Below are 14,214 nucleotides of genomic sequence, written 5' to 3' on the forward strand. Positions count from 1 at the left end.
ACCGGTCGCCGACGCGGCCAGATGCCACGCGCGCAGGTCGGCGTTCTCCGGCCCGGTCGACGCCTCGGCGAGCGCGCCGTGCACGGCTAGGCGCTGGGTCAGCGGCGCACCCTGGTACACGGCCGAGCGCAGCAGCGGATGCCGGAAGGTGAGGGTTCGTCCGTCGCTGTGCACCAGGCCCGCGTCTTCGGCGGGTTGCAGGTCGGCGAGCTGCGCGCCGAGCGTGGCGGCGGCCCGCAGCGTCGTCGCCAGTTCCGCGGTGCCCGCGGCGGCCGCGACCAGCAGCAGCGTTCTGGTGGGCAGCGGCAGCTTGCTCACCCGACCGTGGAAGGCGACCTGCAAGCGCTGGGTCAGCGGTAGCGGACTGAGCCCGGCGTCCGGCGCCTCGGCGGCCAGCACCGCCGGAAGTTCCAGCAGCGCAAGCGGATTGCCCGCCGACTCGGCGAGCAGCCGGTACCGCAGCGCAGGTGCCAGATCGGGGCCGTGCCGGTCCACCAGCGCCGCCGCCGCTTCCTGGCGCAGCCCGGGCACCACGAGTTCGGGCAGGCCGGGCGCGGGGAACTCGGCAGCACCGGTCCGGGTCGCGAAGATCATCACCACGCCCTCGGCGTCGAGGCGTCGCGCCGCGAACAGCAGGGTCTCCGCCGTCGCGCGGTCGAGCCAGTGCGCGTCATCGATCAGGCAGAGCAGCGGGCCGTCGGCCGCCTCCTCGGCCAGCAGCGACAGCACGGCGAGCCCGATGAGCATGCGATCGGCCGGATCGTGCTCGGCCAGGCCGAAGGCGCCGCGCAGTGCGTCGCGCTGCCGGTCGGGCAGCGTATCGAGCAGATGGATTCCCGGCCGGACCAGCAGATGCAGTCCGGCGAAAGGCAATTCGGCCTCGGACTCGATGCCCGCGCTGCGCACCGTCGGAAGGCCCTGCGCGGCCGCGTAATTTAGCAGCGCCGTCTTGCCGATGCCCGGCTCGCCGCGCACGACCAGTGCGGCGCTGCGACCGTCGCGGGCCGCAGTGAGAAGCCGATCGATCTGGTTTTGTTCGGCTTCTCTTCCTTGGAGCATGTGCACACCGTAGCCGTCTGCTGGACGGGTGATCAGTGGTCGGTGGGCATTGCGTTCGACGCACCGTTCCGTCGTGTCGTACCCAGGGGATATAGCCAGCTGCTACTAAGGTCTGGGCTATGGCGTCGAATGTGAAAAGGGCGGTCCGGGCACTGACGGGCGTCGTGGTGGCCTCCGCGTCCGTGGCCGCGCTGGCGCCGACCGCGGAGGCCGAGATCATCAGCATGCCGCCGCACGAGAAGTCGTTCACCCCGCCGGGCAGCTCGAAGAAGTTCACCATCGGCAGCCGGGAGGAGTACATCTACCGGATCCCGCCGTTGAACTTCATGGCGACCACCCGGGAGGCGCTGGTCAGTTCCATCGCCTACGGCCTGGTCGACGGTGCGACAGCGGGCAAGCTCCGGATCGGCTACCACGTGGGCTGCGCGGTGACCATCGGCGCGACCACCCTCGGCGCGACGCCCGATGTCGTCATCGGGCAACAACCGAGTTTCAATCCCAACCCGGTCGCCACGCTGAATCTCGCCCCCGGCGACGTCGGCGAAGTCGCGATCGCGGAAAAGGACATGATTCCCGGCAAGCTGATCCAGCTCAGTTTCCGCGACTTCCACATCAAGGTGAATTCGTGCACCGGCCCGGTCACTATCCGGCAATATGCTTACGTCGAATACAAGTCTCCCGAGGTCGATGATTCCGGAGCTGTTTTCGGCGATCCAACCTGGCTCTGAACTGGGCATATCCCACTTCTCGCCCGGCTCTACCTGATTGAAACAAGCGCTGTTCATTAACGCTGCCGCATGCGCCCTCGATGATTCGAGTAGTCGAGTACGCGGGTTTCCTCAGGAATCCAGCGGGAGGATCTGGTTCATGAAACGCCTGGTTGTGTGTTGTGACGGCACTTGGAAAGCAGAGTCGAGCGGCACGGTCTCGAACATCATCAAGATCGCGCAGACGATCCGGTTCGACGCGCCCGGTCCGGCGGGGGAGAAGATCCAGCAGTGGGTCACCTACGTGTCCGGCCCCGGCGCCCGCGGCTTCCTCGCCGACCGGGTGATGGGTGGCGCGTTCGGCCTCGGGCTGCAGGCGAACCTGTCGTCCGCGTACTGGCACCTGGCACTGAACTGGGAGCCGGGCGACGAGATCTACATCTTCGGCTTCAGCCGGGGCGCGTTCACCGCGCGCAGCCTGGCCAGCCTGATCGACCGCATCGGCCTGCTGACGCCGGAGGCGATGATCGGCGGCAAGTACCCGGACGCGCTGGACATCTACAAGGAAGTACTGCCGCTGGACGGCGAGATCCCGGAGCGGTGGAAGAAGTTCCGCAGGGACAATTGCCACCAGGAGGCGCCCAAGATCAATTTCCTCGGCGTCTTCGACACCGTCGGCGCGCTCGGCGTGCCGGGGGTGACCTCGCTGCGCTACAAGTTCCATGACGTCAAGCTGTCCCCGAGCGTGCACTGCGCCAGGCAGGCCCTGGCCATCGACGAGCGGCGGCGCAATTTCGAGCCGTGCCTGTGGGAGGTGCCCGTCGTCCCAGATGTGAAGTACCGCAAGGGATTCCAGCGGGTGAAGCAGGTGTGGTTCGAAGGCGCGCACAGCGATATCGGTGGCGGGCACAAGGAATGCGGGCTCGCCGACCTCACGCTGCGCTGGATGGTGCGCGAAGCCGAATCCGTCGGGCTCGCCTTCGATCGCGATCGGCTGGACAAACTGTCCGAGGGCTGCCGGGCACTGGGCGAACGCCACATGTGGCCGCATCCGTCGCTGAAGCCCGTCTACCGCATCTTGAATGTGGTGCGCACACTGCGTAATCCGCGCAGCGCGCGGTTCTACCTGGACTCCTGGCGCAAGCTCGCGAACGGGCACGAGCAGGGCATCCGGCTCGCCTCGCTGGTCAACGAGAAAGAGGGCTACGATCCGCCCAATCTGCGCCGCTGGCGCGCGCAGCTGGGCGGCATGTTCCCCGAGGAGCTGCTGGAGAAGGTCAGCCCGGTCTCAGCGCACGAGCAGTGCGACGGGCAGCAGGCCGAAGAGCTTCTCGAGCCGAGCCCGGCCCTGGAAGGTGTGACCGGTCAGCCGGTCCGTCCAGGTGCCCTGCGGTAGGTCGAGGGTCGTGTCGCCCCAACCGGTTTCGGCGAGGCCGAGACTGTGCCGGGTGGTCGCGACGATCACTTCCGGGGCCGCACCGACGCGGCCCCGGGCGTAGGACACCAACCTGCCCGCCTGCTCGCCGGTAGCGAACAGCGGCAGGTAGGTGCCCCCGACAAAGCAGTCGGGGCGCTCCCTGCGCAGCCACAGCGCGTACGCGACGATCCACATCTTCGCCGCGCCGGTGGTATCCAATGCCGGTGTGCCGGTGAGCGATTGCAGCATTCCGATGCGGATCGTGAAATCCACCGGGCGGCGGTTGTCCGGGTCGACAAGGGAGTCTTCCCACAACTCGCAGCCCTGATAGATGTCCGGGATACCCGGCCCGCAGAGCTGGAGCAGCTTCTGCGACAACGCGTCCGACCAGGCGTGCGGCGCCAGCTCGTGCACCAGGTCGCCGAGCTCGCTGCCGACCGGGCCGTCGATCACCGTGTCGATCCAGCTGTGCACCGCGGACTCGAACTCGGCATCGGGCTCCTCCCAGGAGGTTTTGGTGCCGGCTTCGCGAATCGCCTTCTCGGCGAACAGGTGCAGCCGCTCGCGCAGGCCGGGTACGGAGGCGGCGGGCCTGCCGTCGGCGGGCCACACGCCGAACATGTTCTGCAACAAGAACAGGGTGGTCGCGCCGTCCGGACCGGGCGCGGCCTCGTCCCACGCCTCGACGCATTGTGCCCAGGTGTCGGCGACCTGGGAGAGCACGCCGATGCGGGCGCGCACGTCCTCACCGCGCTTGGTGTCGTGGGTGGACAGCGTCGTCATGGTGGCAGGCCACCGATGCGCGCGTTCGCTGTTGGACAGGTGGAACTCGTTGAGCGAGTGGCCGAATCGGGCCGGATTGCCGCCGACCTCCTGGAGCGAGACCAGCCGGGCGGCCTGGTAGAACATGGTGTCCTCCACCGCCTTCGCGGTGACCGCGCCACAGACCTGGCTGAACCGCACCGCCGCCTCGCCGTCCGCGGCGAGGGCGGCGACCAGCACCGCGAGCGGCGCGGTGAGTTCGCTGTTGCGCCGCTCCACCTCGGCGATGACGGCGCCGGCCATGCCGGCCAGCGGCGCGTAGTCGGCCCGGTACACCGGCATGAACGCGAGCACCTCGATGGTCGCGTTGGTCATCGCCATGGTGTCGAAGCTGTCCGCGCCCGCGTCCCGCTTGATCGCCGCGACCAGCCGCCGGATCTCCGGTGCCAGCAGGTTTTCCGCGACCGCCCGCTTGATCCGGTGTTCGGTCTCGCCGATCCAGGCGCGGTCGCTGCCGTGGCCGGCCAGCTGCTTGGACAGCTCGGTCAGCGCCTGCTCGCCCTCCGGCTTGATGAGCACGTTACCGAGATCGGCCAGCGCGTCGTAGCCGGTGGTGCCGTCGACCGGCAGGGTCGGATCCAGCGGCTCCCGGTTGGCCAGGATCTTCTCCACCAGCAGCAGCCGGTTCGGGCCGATCAGCCTGCGCACCCGCGCGAGATAGGCGGCGGGATAGGACAATCCGTCCGGGTGGTCGATCCGCACCCCGTCGATGAGGTCGTGCTCGCACCAGGCGGCGAGCTCACGGTGGGTGGCCTCGAAGACCTCGTTGTCCTCCTGGCGGATCGCGGCCAGGCTGCTGACCGCGAAGAACCGGCGGTAGGTGCACACCCCGGCCTTCCAGCTCACCAGCCGGTAGTGCTGCTTGTCGTGGATGCGCAGCGCATTGTCGCCGTCGGTGCCGGGCGCGATGGGAAATCGCAGATCGTGCAGGGCGAGCATCGGTTCCGGGCCGGAGCGGTCGACGGTGAGGGCCGCCGGATCGTTCTCGCTTTGCAGCACCGGGAGGGCCAGGCGCCCGCCCGCGCCGTTGCCCGGGCTCCAATCGATGTCGAAGTAGTGGGCGAAGCTGGATTCGCGACCGTTGCGCAGTACGTCCCACCACCACGCGTTCTGCCGTGGGTCGGCCACCCCGACGTGGTTGGGCACCAGGTCGACGACCAATCCCATGCCGCGGCTGCGCACCTCGTCGGACAGCGCCTTGAGCCCTGCGGGTCCACCCAGCGCGGCCGACACCGTGGTGGGGTCGGTGACGTCGTAGCCGTGGTTGGAGCCGTGCGCCGCGGTGAGGATCGGCGACAGGTAAAGGTGCGAGATGCCCAGCTGCTGTAGGTATTCCGCGATCGTGCGGGCGTCGCTGAAGGTCAGCGCGTCGGGCCGGAGCTGGAGCCGGTAGGTGCTGCGAATCGTCGTCGGCCTGGCCGTGGTGCGGCGCAGCGAGAGCGGATCGGTCACGTGCGTCTCGGGGGATTCCGTTGGGGTCATGGGCGTTCGGGTCATCCGGCGTGGCGCAGCACCAGCAGGCACCGGGATTCGACCGGGACGGTGGCCGACGCGGGATAGCTCGCCTCGGTCAGGCCGGTCGGCGTCGAACAGTCCAGTGCGACAGTCCACTGCGTGCCGTAGTCGGCGTTGGGCAGGCTGAAGTCCATGGCTTCGTCGTGGGCGTTGAAGCACAGCAGGAACGAGTCGTCGGAGATCCGCTGACCGCGCGGGTCGGGTTCGTGAATACCCTTGCCGTTGAGGAACACCGTCAGCGATTTGCCGAAGCCGCTGTCCCAGTCCGCGGTGGTCATCTCCGCGCCTTCCGGGGTGAGCCAGGCGATGTCGCGGGCGCGGTCCTTCGACCGCACCGGCCTGCCGTCGAGGAAGCGCCTGCGCCGGAAGACTGGGTGCTCGGTGCGCAACGCGATCACGTTGCGGGTGAATTCCAGCAGGTCCGAATTCTGCTGCATCAGTGACCAATCCATCCAGGCCAGCGGGGAATCCTGGCAGTAGACGTTGTTGTTGCCGTGCTGGGTGCGGCCCATCTCGTCGCCGTGCGCGAGCATCGGCACCCCCTGACTGAGCACCAGCGTGGCCAGCAGGTTACGGCTCTGCCTGGCGCGCAGCGCGAGGATCTCCGGATCGTCGGTGTCGCCTTCGACGCCGCAGTTCCACGACCGGTTCCAACTCTCGCCGTCGCGGTTGTCCTCGCCGTTCGCCTCGTTGTGTTTCTCGTTGTAGGACACCAGGTCCCGCAGGGTGAAGCCGTCGTGCGCGGTGATGAAGTTGATGCTGGCGCTCGGCCTGCGCCCGGTCGCCTCGTACAGATCGGAGGATCCGGTGAGCCGAGAAGCGAACTCGCCCAACGTCGCAGGCTCGCCGCGCCAGTAGTCGCGCACGGTGTCGCGGAACTTGCCGTTCCACTCGGTCCACAGACCGGGAAAGTTGCCGACCTGATAGCCGCCCTCGCCGACGTCCCACGGTTCCGCGATCAGCTTCACCTGGCTGATCACCGGATCCTGTTGCACCAGATCGAAGAAGGCGGACAGCCGGTCGACGTCGTGCAGCTCGCGGGCCAGCGTGGCGGCCAGGTCGAAGCGGAAACCGTCGACGTGCATGTCCAGCACCCAGTAGCGCAGCGAGTCCATGATCAGCTGCAACGTGTGCGGATGCCGCACGTTCAGGCTGTTTCCGGTGCCGGTGTAATCCATGTAGTGCGACGGGTCGTCGTCGAGCAGGCGGTAGTAGGCGGCGTTGTCGATGCCGCGGAAACTGATGGTCGGGCCGAGGTGGTTGCCCTCGGCGGTGTGGTTGTAGACCACGTCGAGGATCACCTCGATGCCCTCGGCGTGCAGATCGCGCACCATCGCCTTGAATTCGGTCACCGCGGAGTCGGCGCGTTTGATGGCGGCGTACTCGTTGTGCGGGGCGAGGTAGCCGAAGCTGTTGTAACCCCAGTAGTTTCGCAGGCCCTGATCGAGCAGCACGGTGTCGTGCAGGAACTGGTGCACCGGCATCAGCTCGATCGCGGTGACGCCCAAGCCTTTCAGATGCTCGATGATGGCCGGATGCGCGATGCCGGAGTAGGTGCCGCGCAACTCTTCCGGGATGTCGGGGTGGGTGGCGGTCATGCCTTTGACGTGCGCCTCGTAGATCACTGTCTCGTGGTACGGGCGGTTCGGCGCGCGGTCGGTGCCCCAGTCGAAGTACGGGTTGATCACCACGCTCGCCATGGTGTGGCCGAGCGAGTCCAGGCCGTGCGTGTACAGCGACGGGTCGTTGTCGAACTCGCCGTCGAAGGCCTTGCCGTACGGGTCGAGCAGGAATTTGCTCGGATCGCAACGTAATCCGTGTTCCGGGTCGTAGGGACCGTGTATCCGGAATCCGTAGCGCTGACCAGGACCGACCGCGGGCAGGTAGGCGTGCCAGACATACCCGTCGACCTCGTCGAGCGCAATCCTGGTCTCGGTGCCGTCCCCGGTGATCAGGCACAAGTCGACGGCGTCGGCAACCTCGGAGAACACCGAGAAGTTGGTGCCTGCCCCGTCGTAGGTGGCGCCCAGCGGGTAGGCGGTGCCGGGCCACACACCGAGGGGTGTCGCGTCACCGGACGCTGCGTCGGGCTGAGCCATAGCAACGACATTAGCGGCAGTGGCGTTTTACTCGGCGGGGGCGGTTGCGACGGGCGGGTCCGCGGGGACCCGGTCAGGTGTCCAGCCAGCGCCGAGAGTAACCGAGCCGGACGGCGAGGTGGGCCAGTCCGCCCAGTACGGCGCGCTGCGCCCAGCGCGGGATCCCGGCGAGGTAGCCGTCCTGGTAATCCCACAGCAATGCCAGGGCGAGTGGGTCGCGTGGGATCCGGGACCGGGTGGTTTTGCCGGCGGTGTCCAGGTTGTGCCAGAGCTGGAACATCTCCCAGTGCCGCAGCGGCGGCCGGATCTCATGATCGAACGTGGTGTCGGGTGCCTCGCTCCAGAACTCGTGCACGACGCCCGCCGGAGCCGTCACGGTGTCGCCGGGCTCGGCGACGAGCTCGACGCCGTCGATCTTGAAGCGTGCGCGGCCTTCGCGAATGGTCCACTGCTCGGACAGCACCGGGTGCCAATGCGGGCCCGCCTGCCGTTCGGCTCGCGGCAGTCGATGGTGCAGCCGCAGATAGGGGCCCTGCTCGTCCTCGCCCTTGGCAATGAAGGTGACCTGATGTCCGTTGCGGTAGGTGAGCGTTCTGCCGTCTTCCATAACCCAATTTATAAAGGTAACCTTTGTAATATGTCAACGGTCGATCCGGACGCCACGTTGCTCAAACTGCTGAGCCAGGCGACTACCGCTTACGAACGCGCGCTGAACCGGGAACTGCGTGCGCGGCTCGATGATCAGCTACGCCCGGCGCACTACGCGGTTTTTCGCCATCTGGATCCGTCCGGCTCGCGGATAACCGCGCTGGCGGAGTCGGCGGGCATGACGCAGCAGTCGATGGGGGAGTTGGTGACTCATCTGGAGCGCTGCGGTTTGGTGGAGCGGCAGGTCGACCCCGCTGATCGGCGGGCGCGGTTGGTCGTGCTGACCGATGCCGGTAAGGACGCGCTCGGCATTGCGGCGCAACGGATTCAGGGTATCGAGCAGATGATCGCGGGCAGTTTGGGCGATGACGGGCTGGTCGATTTGCGGCGGGCGCTCGTGGTGGTGAACGAGGTGCTGGAGGCTGACATCGCGGAATGACGACGTGGGCGCAGATCGTGGGATCGGTCTGCCGTTGATCGACGGCCGCGCCGGCACTCCGGATGTGGCGCAAGGCATTCAGACGTGAGGCAAGCAGCGCTACCTGGGTGACTCGAGCGAACGACGCCAGGTCTGGCCGATCAGGTCCGCGCCCCAACTGTGGTGCGGGCTCTCTTCGATCAGTTCGAAACCGGCCCGCTGATAGATGTGCCGGGCCGCCGTGAGGACGTCGTTGGTCCACAGCACCATCTCGCGGTAGCCGGCGGCGGTCGCGAAGCGCAGGCACTCCTCGACCAGAGCCGACCCGACGCCGAGTCCGCGCGCGCTCGGCTCGACCAGCAGCAGCCGCAACCGTGCGGTGGTCTCGTTCTCGGCAACGCAGAAGATGCTGCCCACCGGCTCGCCGCCGGACTCGGCGATCCAGGCCTGCTCGCGCCGCTCGTCGTGGGTGTTGAGGTAGTCGGCGATGATGCGCACGATCAACTCCTCATACGTTCCGTCCCAACCGTATTCGGCGGTGTAGAGCCGGGCGTGCCGCTCGATGACCCAGCCGTAGTCGCCGGGCTTCGGCGCCCGGATGACGAACGGTGGCGCCGCCGCGTTGGCGGGATGATCCAGGATCTGCTGGATGGTTCGCATCGCGGTGACCAGCCGGGCGCGGGCGGCGGGCGGTTTGGCGGTGAGCAGGTAGCCGATCTCGTCGCTGGAGCGTTGGTCGAGCACGGCGAAGATTTCCTTGCCCTTGGTGGTGAGCCGGACCTCTTGGCGGCGGCCGTCGCTGTCGGAGCGGTTGCGCTGGACCAGGCCCGCGCTCTCGAAGCGGGCCAGGATGCGGCTCAGATAGCCGGCGTCGAGATCCAGTGTCTGCCGCAGGGTTACCACCTCGGCGGTGCCGGAGTTGGCCAGCTCGAACAGGATTCGGACCTCGGTCAGCGAATACTCGCTGTCCAGCAAGCCTTCTCGGAGCACGCCGATGACCTTGGTGTAGCGGCGGTTGAATTCCCGGACTGCGGCGATATCCGTGGCGGCGACAGTGGTCACGACGGCTCCGTTCCTGCGGTGCGACTCTGTTGATCTTTGACGGAGTCAAAGAATAACCCCGGTGGGCCGCTGAGCGCCGGGAATTCGCACGGATGCCGCTCGCCCGCAGCTCCGGTGGTAACTTGAACGGCGTTCAAGCCCGTCCGCTGGGGCGGGGTCGTCGCTCGACCGCGAGGATTCCTGTGGCACTGACCCGTGACGAGATCGCCGCCATCGACGCCAAACACGTCTGGCACCCCTACGGCGGATTCCCGGCCACCACCGAACCATTGGTGGTCGCCGAAGCCTGCGGCACCCGGCTGACGCTGGCCGACGGCCGCGAGGTGATCGACGGCATGAGCTCCTGGTGGGCCGCCATCCACGGTTACCGGCACCCGGTGCTCGACGCCGCGCTGGTGGCGCAGTCGCAGCGGATGAGCCACGTGATGTTCGGCGGACTGACCCACGAACCCGCTGCGCGGCTGGCCGAACTGCTCGTCGAGCTGACGCCGCCCGGCCTGGACAAGGTGTTCCTGTGCGACTCCGGTTCGGTGTCGGTCGAGGTTTCGGTGAAGATGTGCCTGCAATATTGGCGTGCGCTCGGCCGGCCGGAGAAACGGCGGCTGCTCACCTGGCGCGGCGGCTATCACGGCGACACCTTCACGCCGATGAGCGTGTGCGATCCGACCGGCGGCATGCACTCGCTGTGGACCGACGTGCTGGTCGATCAGGTCTTCGCGCCGATGCCGCCGAGCGACTACCGGCCGGAGTATGTGGCGGAGCTGGATCGGCTGATCGGCGCCAACGCCGACGAACTCGCGGCGGTGATCGTGGAACCCGTCGTGCAAGGCGCGGGCGGGATGCGCTGGCATCATCCGCGCTACCTGACCGATTTGCGCAGGCTGTGCGACGAGCACGGTGTGTTGCTCGTCTTCGATGAGATCGCGACCGGATTCGGCCGCACCGGAACGTTTTTCGCGGCCGATCAGGTCGGCATCGGACCGGACGTGATGTGTGTCGGCAAGGCGCTGACTGGCGGCTACCTCACCCTGGCCGCCACGCTGTGCACCGCGCTGATCGCCGAGACGATCAGCGCGGGACACGGCGGCTTGATGCACGGGCCGACCTTCATGGGCAACCCGCTGGCCTGCGCGGTCGCGGTGGCCTCGCTCGAACTGCTGACGGCCGGGGACTGGCGTGGCGACGTGGCACGGATCGAAGCCGGTCTCGAAGCCGGCCTTGCCCCGTTGCGTGCGCTGCCGAATGTCGTCGAGGCCCGGGTGCTCGGTGCGATCGGCGTGATCGAGCTCGACCGCCCCGTGGACATGCGTACCGCGACCGACGCCGCCGTCGCCGCCGGGGTGTGGCTGCGACCGTTCCGGAATCTCGTGTACACCATGCCGCCGTTCATCAGCACAGACGAGGACATCGCGGCGATCGCGACCGGGATGCGTGCCGCCGTGGCGGCGCAGTCGTGATCGCCGCTCGGCTCAGGCGATCCAGGGCGGCACGACCATGGTGTCGCTGCCCTGCACGCCCGCCTTGGCGCCCGCCTGTGCCGTGACGATGGCGGTGAAGCCATGCTCGGTGTGTACCTGGCGCAACACATTGGCGGGCATGATCACCGTATCGCCTTCGGCGGCAGTGAGTTTCGTGCCGTCGAGGTCGACGGTGAGGCTGCCCGCGACGACGGTCCAGATCTGTTCGGTGTCGATGATGTGCACCGGGCCCGACTTGTCGGCGGGCACCTCGACCCGCCAGAGGGCGAGCGCGGTGCCGCCCTGGGTGGGCGAGGCGAGGGTGGTCATGACACCGCCGGGGGTTTCGGTGCGACGGGTTTCGGTGTGTTGGATGAGCGTCATGCGTGGGCACTCCGTAAGATAGACAATCAGGTTGTCCATATAGTCAACGAGGTTGTCCAATATGTCAAGTGATTCCGGTGGATACGAACTGCCGTTGCGGATGCTGCTCGGCTTTCGTGCGGTGATCGACGAGGTGCACGCCGAGTTGGCCGAGCACGGGCACGCCGAACTGCGGCCGATGCACGGCTTTCTGTTCCAGGCCGTCGGCCGGGTGGGTGGGCCGTACGGGTGTACCGCCGCCGATCTCGGTCGCGCCCTTGGTATCTCGAAACAGGCCGCGGGCAAGCATATCGAGACGCTCGAGCGGTTGGGGTATCTGCGGCCGGGGCATGATCCGACTGATGCGCGGCGCAAGGTCTACACGCTGACCGAGCGCGCCGTCGACATGCTGAACCGGTCCGCGCAGGTCTTCGATCGGATCCATGAGCGGTGGGCGCGGCAGCTCGGGGCGGATCGGCTGGCGCAACTCGAGCAGGATCTGCGCACGGTGACGCCGGGGGAGGTTTTCCGGTTCGATACGCCGAACTGGTTCTCCGGGTGAGTGGATCGGTCGGGGCTATGCGTCCTGAACGGTGTTCAAGTATGCTCCGGAGCTGTGACTACCGATCCATTGAGTTGGTTGGACGAGCGTGCGTCCGCGCGGGTGGCCGCCGGGCTGCGGCGTGAACTTCGTCCCCGCGCGGCGCGGTCGCCGTCGCTCGACCTGGCCTCCAACGACTATCTCGGGCTGGTCCGCCACCCCGAGGTGATCGACGGAGCGATCGAGTCGGTGCGGCGCTGGGGAGCAGGCGCGACCGGCTCCCGGCTCGTAACCGGCACCACCGCCGAGCACGAGCTGCTGGAGACCGAGCTCGCCGAATTCGTCGGTGCCGAGGCGGGACTCGTGTTCGCCTCGGGGTACGCCGCCAACCTCGGCGCGGTCACGGCGCTGGCGGGGCGTGGTGCGCTGGTCGTTTCGGATGCGGGCAGCCACGCGTCGCTCGTCGACGCGTGCAGGCTGTCGCGGGCGCGAGTGGAGGTCGCCGCGCACGGGGATGTCGACGCGGTGGATCGCCTGCTTGCCGCGCGGACTGAGGAGCGGGCGCTCGTGCTCACCGATTCGGTGTTCAGTGCGGACGGTGATCTCGCGCCGCTCGCCGCGTTGCACCGGGTGACCCGGGCGCGGGGCGCGGTGCTGATCGTGGACGAGGCGCATGGTCTCGGGGTTCGTGGTGCGGGTGGGCGCGGGCTGGTGCACGAGCTCGGGCTGGCCGGGGAGCCGGACCTGGTGATCACCGCGACCTTGTCGAAATCTCTTGCGGCGCAAGGTGGCGTGGTGCTGGCCAGTGAGCGGGTTCGGGCGCATCTGATCGATGCCGCGCGCACCTTCATCTTCGATACCGGTCTCGCGCCCGCTGCAGTCGGCGCGGCGCGGGCAGCGCTGCGGGTGCTGCGCCGGGAACCGGAATTGGCGGGCCGGGTGCTGGAGCGGGCCGCCGCTATCGCGCGGATCGCCGCTGTGCCGGTGCCGGATTCGGCGGTGGTGTCGGTGGTGCTCGGCAAGGCGCAGGTCGCCTTCGATGCCGCGCAGGCCTGCCGGGCGCAGGGGTTGGATGTCGGGTGCTTCCGTCCGCCGTCGGTGCCGGAGGGCACGTCGCGGCTCCGGCTCACCGCCCGCGCCAACTTGACGGATGCCGAACTCGACACCATCGCAACGGTCCTCGGTGATGTGCTGGCGCAGGCGCGCGGTGCGGGCGTGGGCATCGCCGGAACGGTGGGAATTCGAAGGATGGCGGTATGAGCGTTCTCTTGGTTACCGGGACTTCTACGGAAGTCGGTAAGACCGTGGTCACTGCGGCTGTCGCGGCGGCCACGCTGGCCGTCGGTCGGTCGGTGGCGGTCTGCAAACCGGGCCAAACTGGTGTAGCCGCAGGTGAACCCGGCGACCTCGCCGAAATTGAACGGCTCAGTGGTGTCACCCGGACCTCGGAATTCGCGCGTTACCCGGATCCGCTCGCGCCCGATACCGCCGCCCATCGTGCGGGACTGCCCGAGCTCACCCTGGCCGAAACCGTCGCAGGCATAGCGGCACTCGATGACGCCGACCTCACCCTGGTGGAGGGTGCGGGCGGTCTGCTTGTTCGGCTCGGTGATTTCACCCTGCTCGATCTCGCCCAGAAGCTCGACGCGCCAGTGCTTCTGGTGACCGCCGCCGGTCTCGGCACGCTCAACCACACCGAATTGACCACGCGTGCCTTGCATTCGGCGGGTGTGCGCTGCGCGGGCTTGGTGATCGGCTCGTGGCCCGCCGAACCCGACCTTGCCGCGACGTGCAACCGCGTCGATCTACCGCGCGTCACCGGTGTCGACCTGGTCGGCGCCGTCCCCGAAGGTGCGGGCTCCTGGGGCCGCGACCGTTTCGCCGCCGCGGCACCCGGCTGGTTCACTCCCGACTGGTCGCCGTTCACCTGACCTTGATCGCCGCCTCGACCTTCCGATTGCGATGGCACGCGCAGGCACCCAGGGCGGCCGCCTGCTACTCGACGCGGACGCGGACGCGGCCGCGGTAGTGGGTGTGCCGATCGCATCGCCGTAGATGTGGTGCACGATGGGCGCCGCCGGTGACTCGCTGGCAGCCAACGAAAGC

General features: G+C 68.1%; 13 protein-coding genes. 7 read left to right on the top strand and 6 right to left on the bottom strand.

Annotated elements, in window-relative coordinates:
* On the bottom strand, window positions 1-1,059 hold a 1,059-nt coding region (locus tag NN4_RS31260), incomplete at its 3' end, for an AAA family ATPase (RefSeq protein WP_147138982.1).
* 119 nt (window positions 1,060-1,178) lie between these two features.
* Here NN4_RS31260 and NN4_RS31265 point away from each other — a divergent pair.
* The gene (locus tag NN4_RS31265; RefSeq protein ID WP_246181180.1) at window positions 1,179-1,787 is read left to right on the top strand and encodes an MspA family porin; all 609 of its coding nucleotides are present in this window, start codon (window positions 1,179-1,181) and stop codon (window positions 1,785-1,787) included.
* A 139-nt stretch (window positions 1,788-1,926) separates the two neighbouring features.
* Window positions 1,927-3,162, top strand: coding sequence for a T6SS phospholipase effector Tle1-like catalytic domain-containing protein (locus NN4_RS31270; RefSeq protein WP_147138983.1), 1,236 nt, complete (start codon window positions 1,927-1,929; stop codon window positions 3,160-3,162).
* On the opposite strand, the gene treY is transcribed toward NN4_RS31270, so the two are convergent.
* The 3 genes from treY to NN4_RS31285 form a co-directional block, all read right to left on the bottom strand.
* Window positions 3,055-5,487, bottom strand: a complete 2,433-nt coding sequence (gene treY / locus NN4_RS31275) for a malto-oligosyltrehalose synthase (protein WP_147138985.1) — start codon at window positions 5,485-5,487, stop codon at window positions 3,055-3,057. The two genes, NN4_RS31270 and treY, sit on opposite strands and share 108 nt — an antisense overlap.
* A gap of 11 nt (window positions 5,488-5,498) precedes the next feature.
* A complete protein-coding gene (gene glgX / locus NN4_RS31280) occupies window positions 5,499-7,619 on the bottom strand; it encodes a glycogen debranching protein GlgX (RefSeq protein WP_147138987.1) in 2,121 nt (706 codons plus the stop codon).
* A gap of 73 nt (window positions 7,620-7,692) precedes the next feature.
* Window positions 7,693-8,226 (bottom strand): cupin domain-containing protein, encoded by a 534-nt coding sequence (locus NN4_RS31285; RefSeq protein ID WP_147138989.1) that lies wholly within the window; start codon window positions 8,224-8,226, stop codon window positions 7,693-7,695.
* A gap of 30 nt (window positions 8,227-8,256) precedes the next feature.
* On the opposite strand from NN4_RS31285, the gene NN4_RS31290 reads away from it, so the two are divergent.
* A complete protein-coding gene (locus tag NN4_RS31290) occupies window positions 8,257-8,706 on the top strand; it encodes a MarR family winged helix-turn-helix transcriptional regulator (RefSeq protein ID WP_147138991.1) in 450 nt (149 codons plus the stop codon).
* Between the two features lie 99 nt (window positions 8,707-8,805).
* Here NN4_RS31290 and NN4_RS31295 read toward each other — a convergent pair whose 3' ends face one another.
* The gene (locus NN4_RS31295) at window positions 8,806-9,747 is read right to left on the bottom strand and encodes a bifunctional helix-turn-helix transcriptional regulator/GNAT family N-acetyltransferase (protein WP_147138993.1); all 942 of its coding nucleotides are present in this window, start codon (window positions 9,745-9,747) and stop codon (window positions 8,806-8,808) included.
* Window positions 9,748-9,929: 182 nt separating this feature from the next.
* On the opposite strand from NN4_RS31295, the gene NN4_RS31300 reads away from it, so the two are divergent.
* Window positions 9,930-11,204 carry an adenosylmethionine--8-amino-7-oxononanoate transaminase gene (locus tag NN4_RS31300; protein WP_246181181.1) on the top strand — a complete coding sequence of 425 codons (1,275 nt, stop codon included), beginning with the start codon at window positions 9,930-9,932 and terminating at the stop codon, window positions 11,202-11,204.
* 12 nt (window positions 11,205-11,216) lie between these two features.
* Here NN4_RS31300 and NN4_RS31305 read toward each other — a convergent pair whose 3' ends face one another.
* Window positions 11,217-11,588 (bottom strand): cupin domain-containing protein, encoded by a 372-nt coding sequence (locus NN4_RS31305; protein ID WP_147138997.1) that lies wholly within the window; start codon window positions 11,586-11,588, stop codon window positions 11,217-11,219.
* A 61-nt stretch (window positions 11,589-11,649) separates the two neighbouring features.
* Between NN4_RS31305 and NN4_RS31310 the strand changes: the two genes are divergently transcribed.
* From NN4_RS31310 to bioD, 3 genes are read left to right on the top strand one after another with little or no spacing between them, the layout of a single operon-like run.
* Entirely contained in the window at window positions 11,650-12,129 is a 480-nt protein-coding gene (locus tag NN4_RS31310) for a MarR family winged helix-turn-helix transcriptional regulator (protein WP_147138998.1), read from the top strand.
* Between the two features lie 54 nt (window positions 12,130-12,183).
* Window positions 12,184-13,368, top strand: coding sequence for an 8-amino-7-oxononanoate synthase (locus NN4_RS31315; RefSeq protein WP_147139000.1), 1,185 nt, complete (start codon window positions 12,184-12,186; stop codon window positions 13,366-13,368).
* Window positions 13,365-14,039, top strand: a complete 675-nt coding sequence (gene bioD, locus NN4_RS31320; protein WP_147139002.1) for a dethiobiotin synthase — start codon at window positions 13,365-13,367, stop codon at window positions 14,037-14,039. Before NN4_RS31315 ends, bioD begins: the two co-directional genes overlap by 4 nt.
* Window positions 14,040-14,214 lie beyond the last annotated feature (175 nt).

This window comes from Nocardia ninae NBRC 108245, from assembly GCF_007990755.1.
GTDB classification, from domain to species: domain Bacteria; phylum Actinomycetota; class Actinomycetes; order Mycobacteriales; family Mycobacteriaceae; genus Nocardia; species Nocardia ninae.

Bases quoted from the DNA above. Each gene is read 5' to 3' on its own strand.
- NN4_RS31265 (WP_246181180.1), top strand. From the start codon at position 1,179: ATGGCGTCGAATGTGAAAAGGGCGGTCCGGGCACTGACGGGCGTCGTG.
- NN4_RS31270 (WP_147138983.1), top strand. From the start codon at position 1,927: ATGAAACGCCTGGTTGTGTGTTGTGACGGCACTTGGAAAGCAGAGTCG.
- treY (WP_147138985.1), bottom strand. From the start codon at position 5,487: ATGACCCCAACGGAATCCCCCGAGACGCACGTGACCGATCCGCTCTCG.
- glgX (WP_147138987.1), bottom strand. From the start codon at position 7,619: ATGGCTCAGCCCGACGCAGCGTCCGGTGACGCGACACCCCTCGGTGTG.
- NN4_RS31285 (WP_147138989.1), bottom strand. From the start codon at position 8,226: ATGGAAGACGGCAGAACGCTCACCTACCGCAACGGACATCAGGTCACC.
- NN4_RS31290 (WP_147138991.1), top strand. From the start codon at position 8,257: ATGTCAACGGTCGATCCGGACGCCACGTTGCTCAAACTGCTGAGCCAG.
- NN4_RS31305 (WP_147138997.1), bottom strand. From the start codon at position 11,588: ATGACGCTCATCCAACACACCGAAACCCGTCGCACCGAAACCCCCGGC.
- NN4_RS31310 (WP_147138998.1), top strand. From the start codon at position 11,650: ATGTCAAGTGATTCCGGTGGATACGAACTGCCGTTGCGGATGCTGCTC.
- bioD (WP_147139002.1), top strand. From the start codon at position 13,365: ATGAGCGTTCTCTTGGTTACCGGGACTTCTACGGAAGTCGGTAAGACC.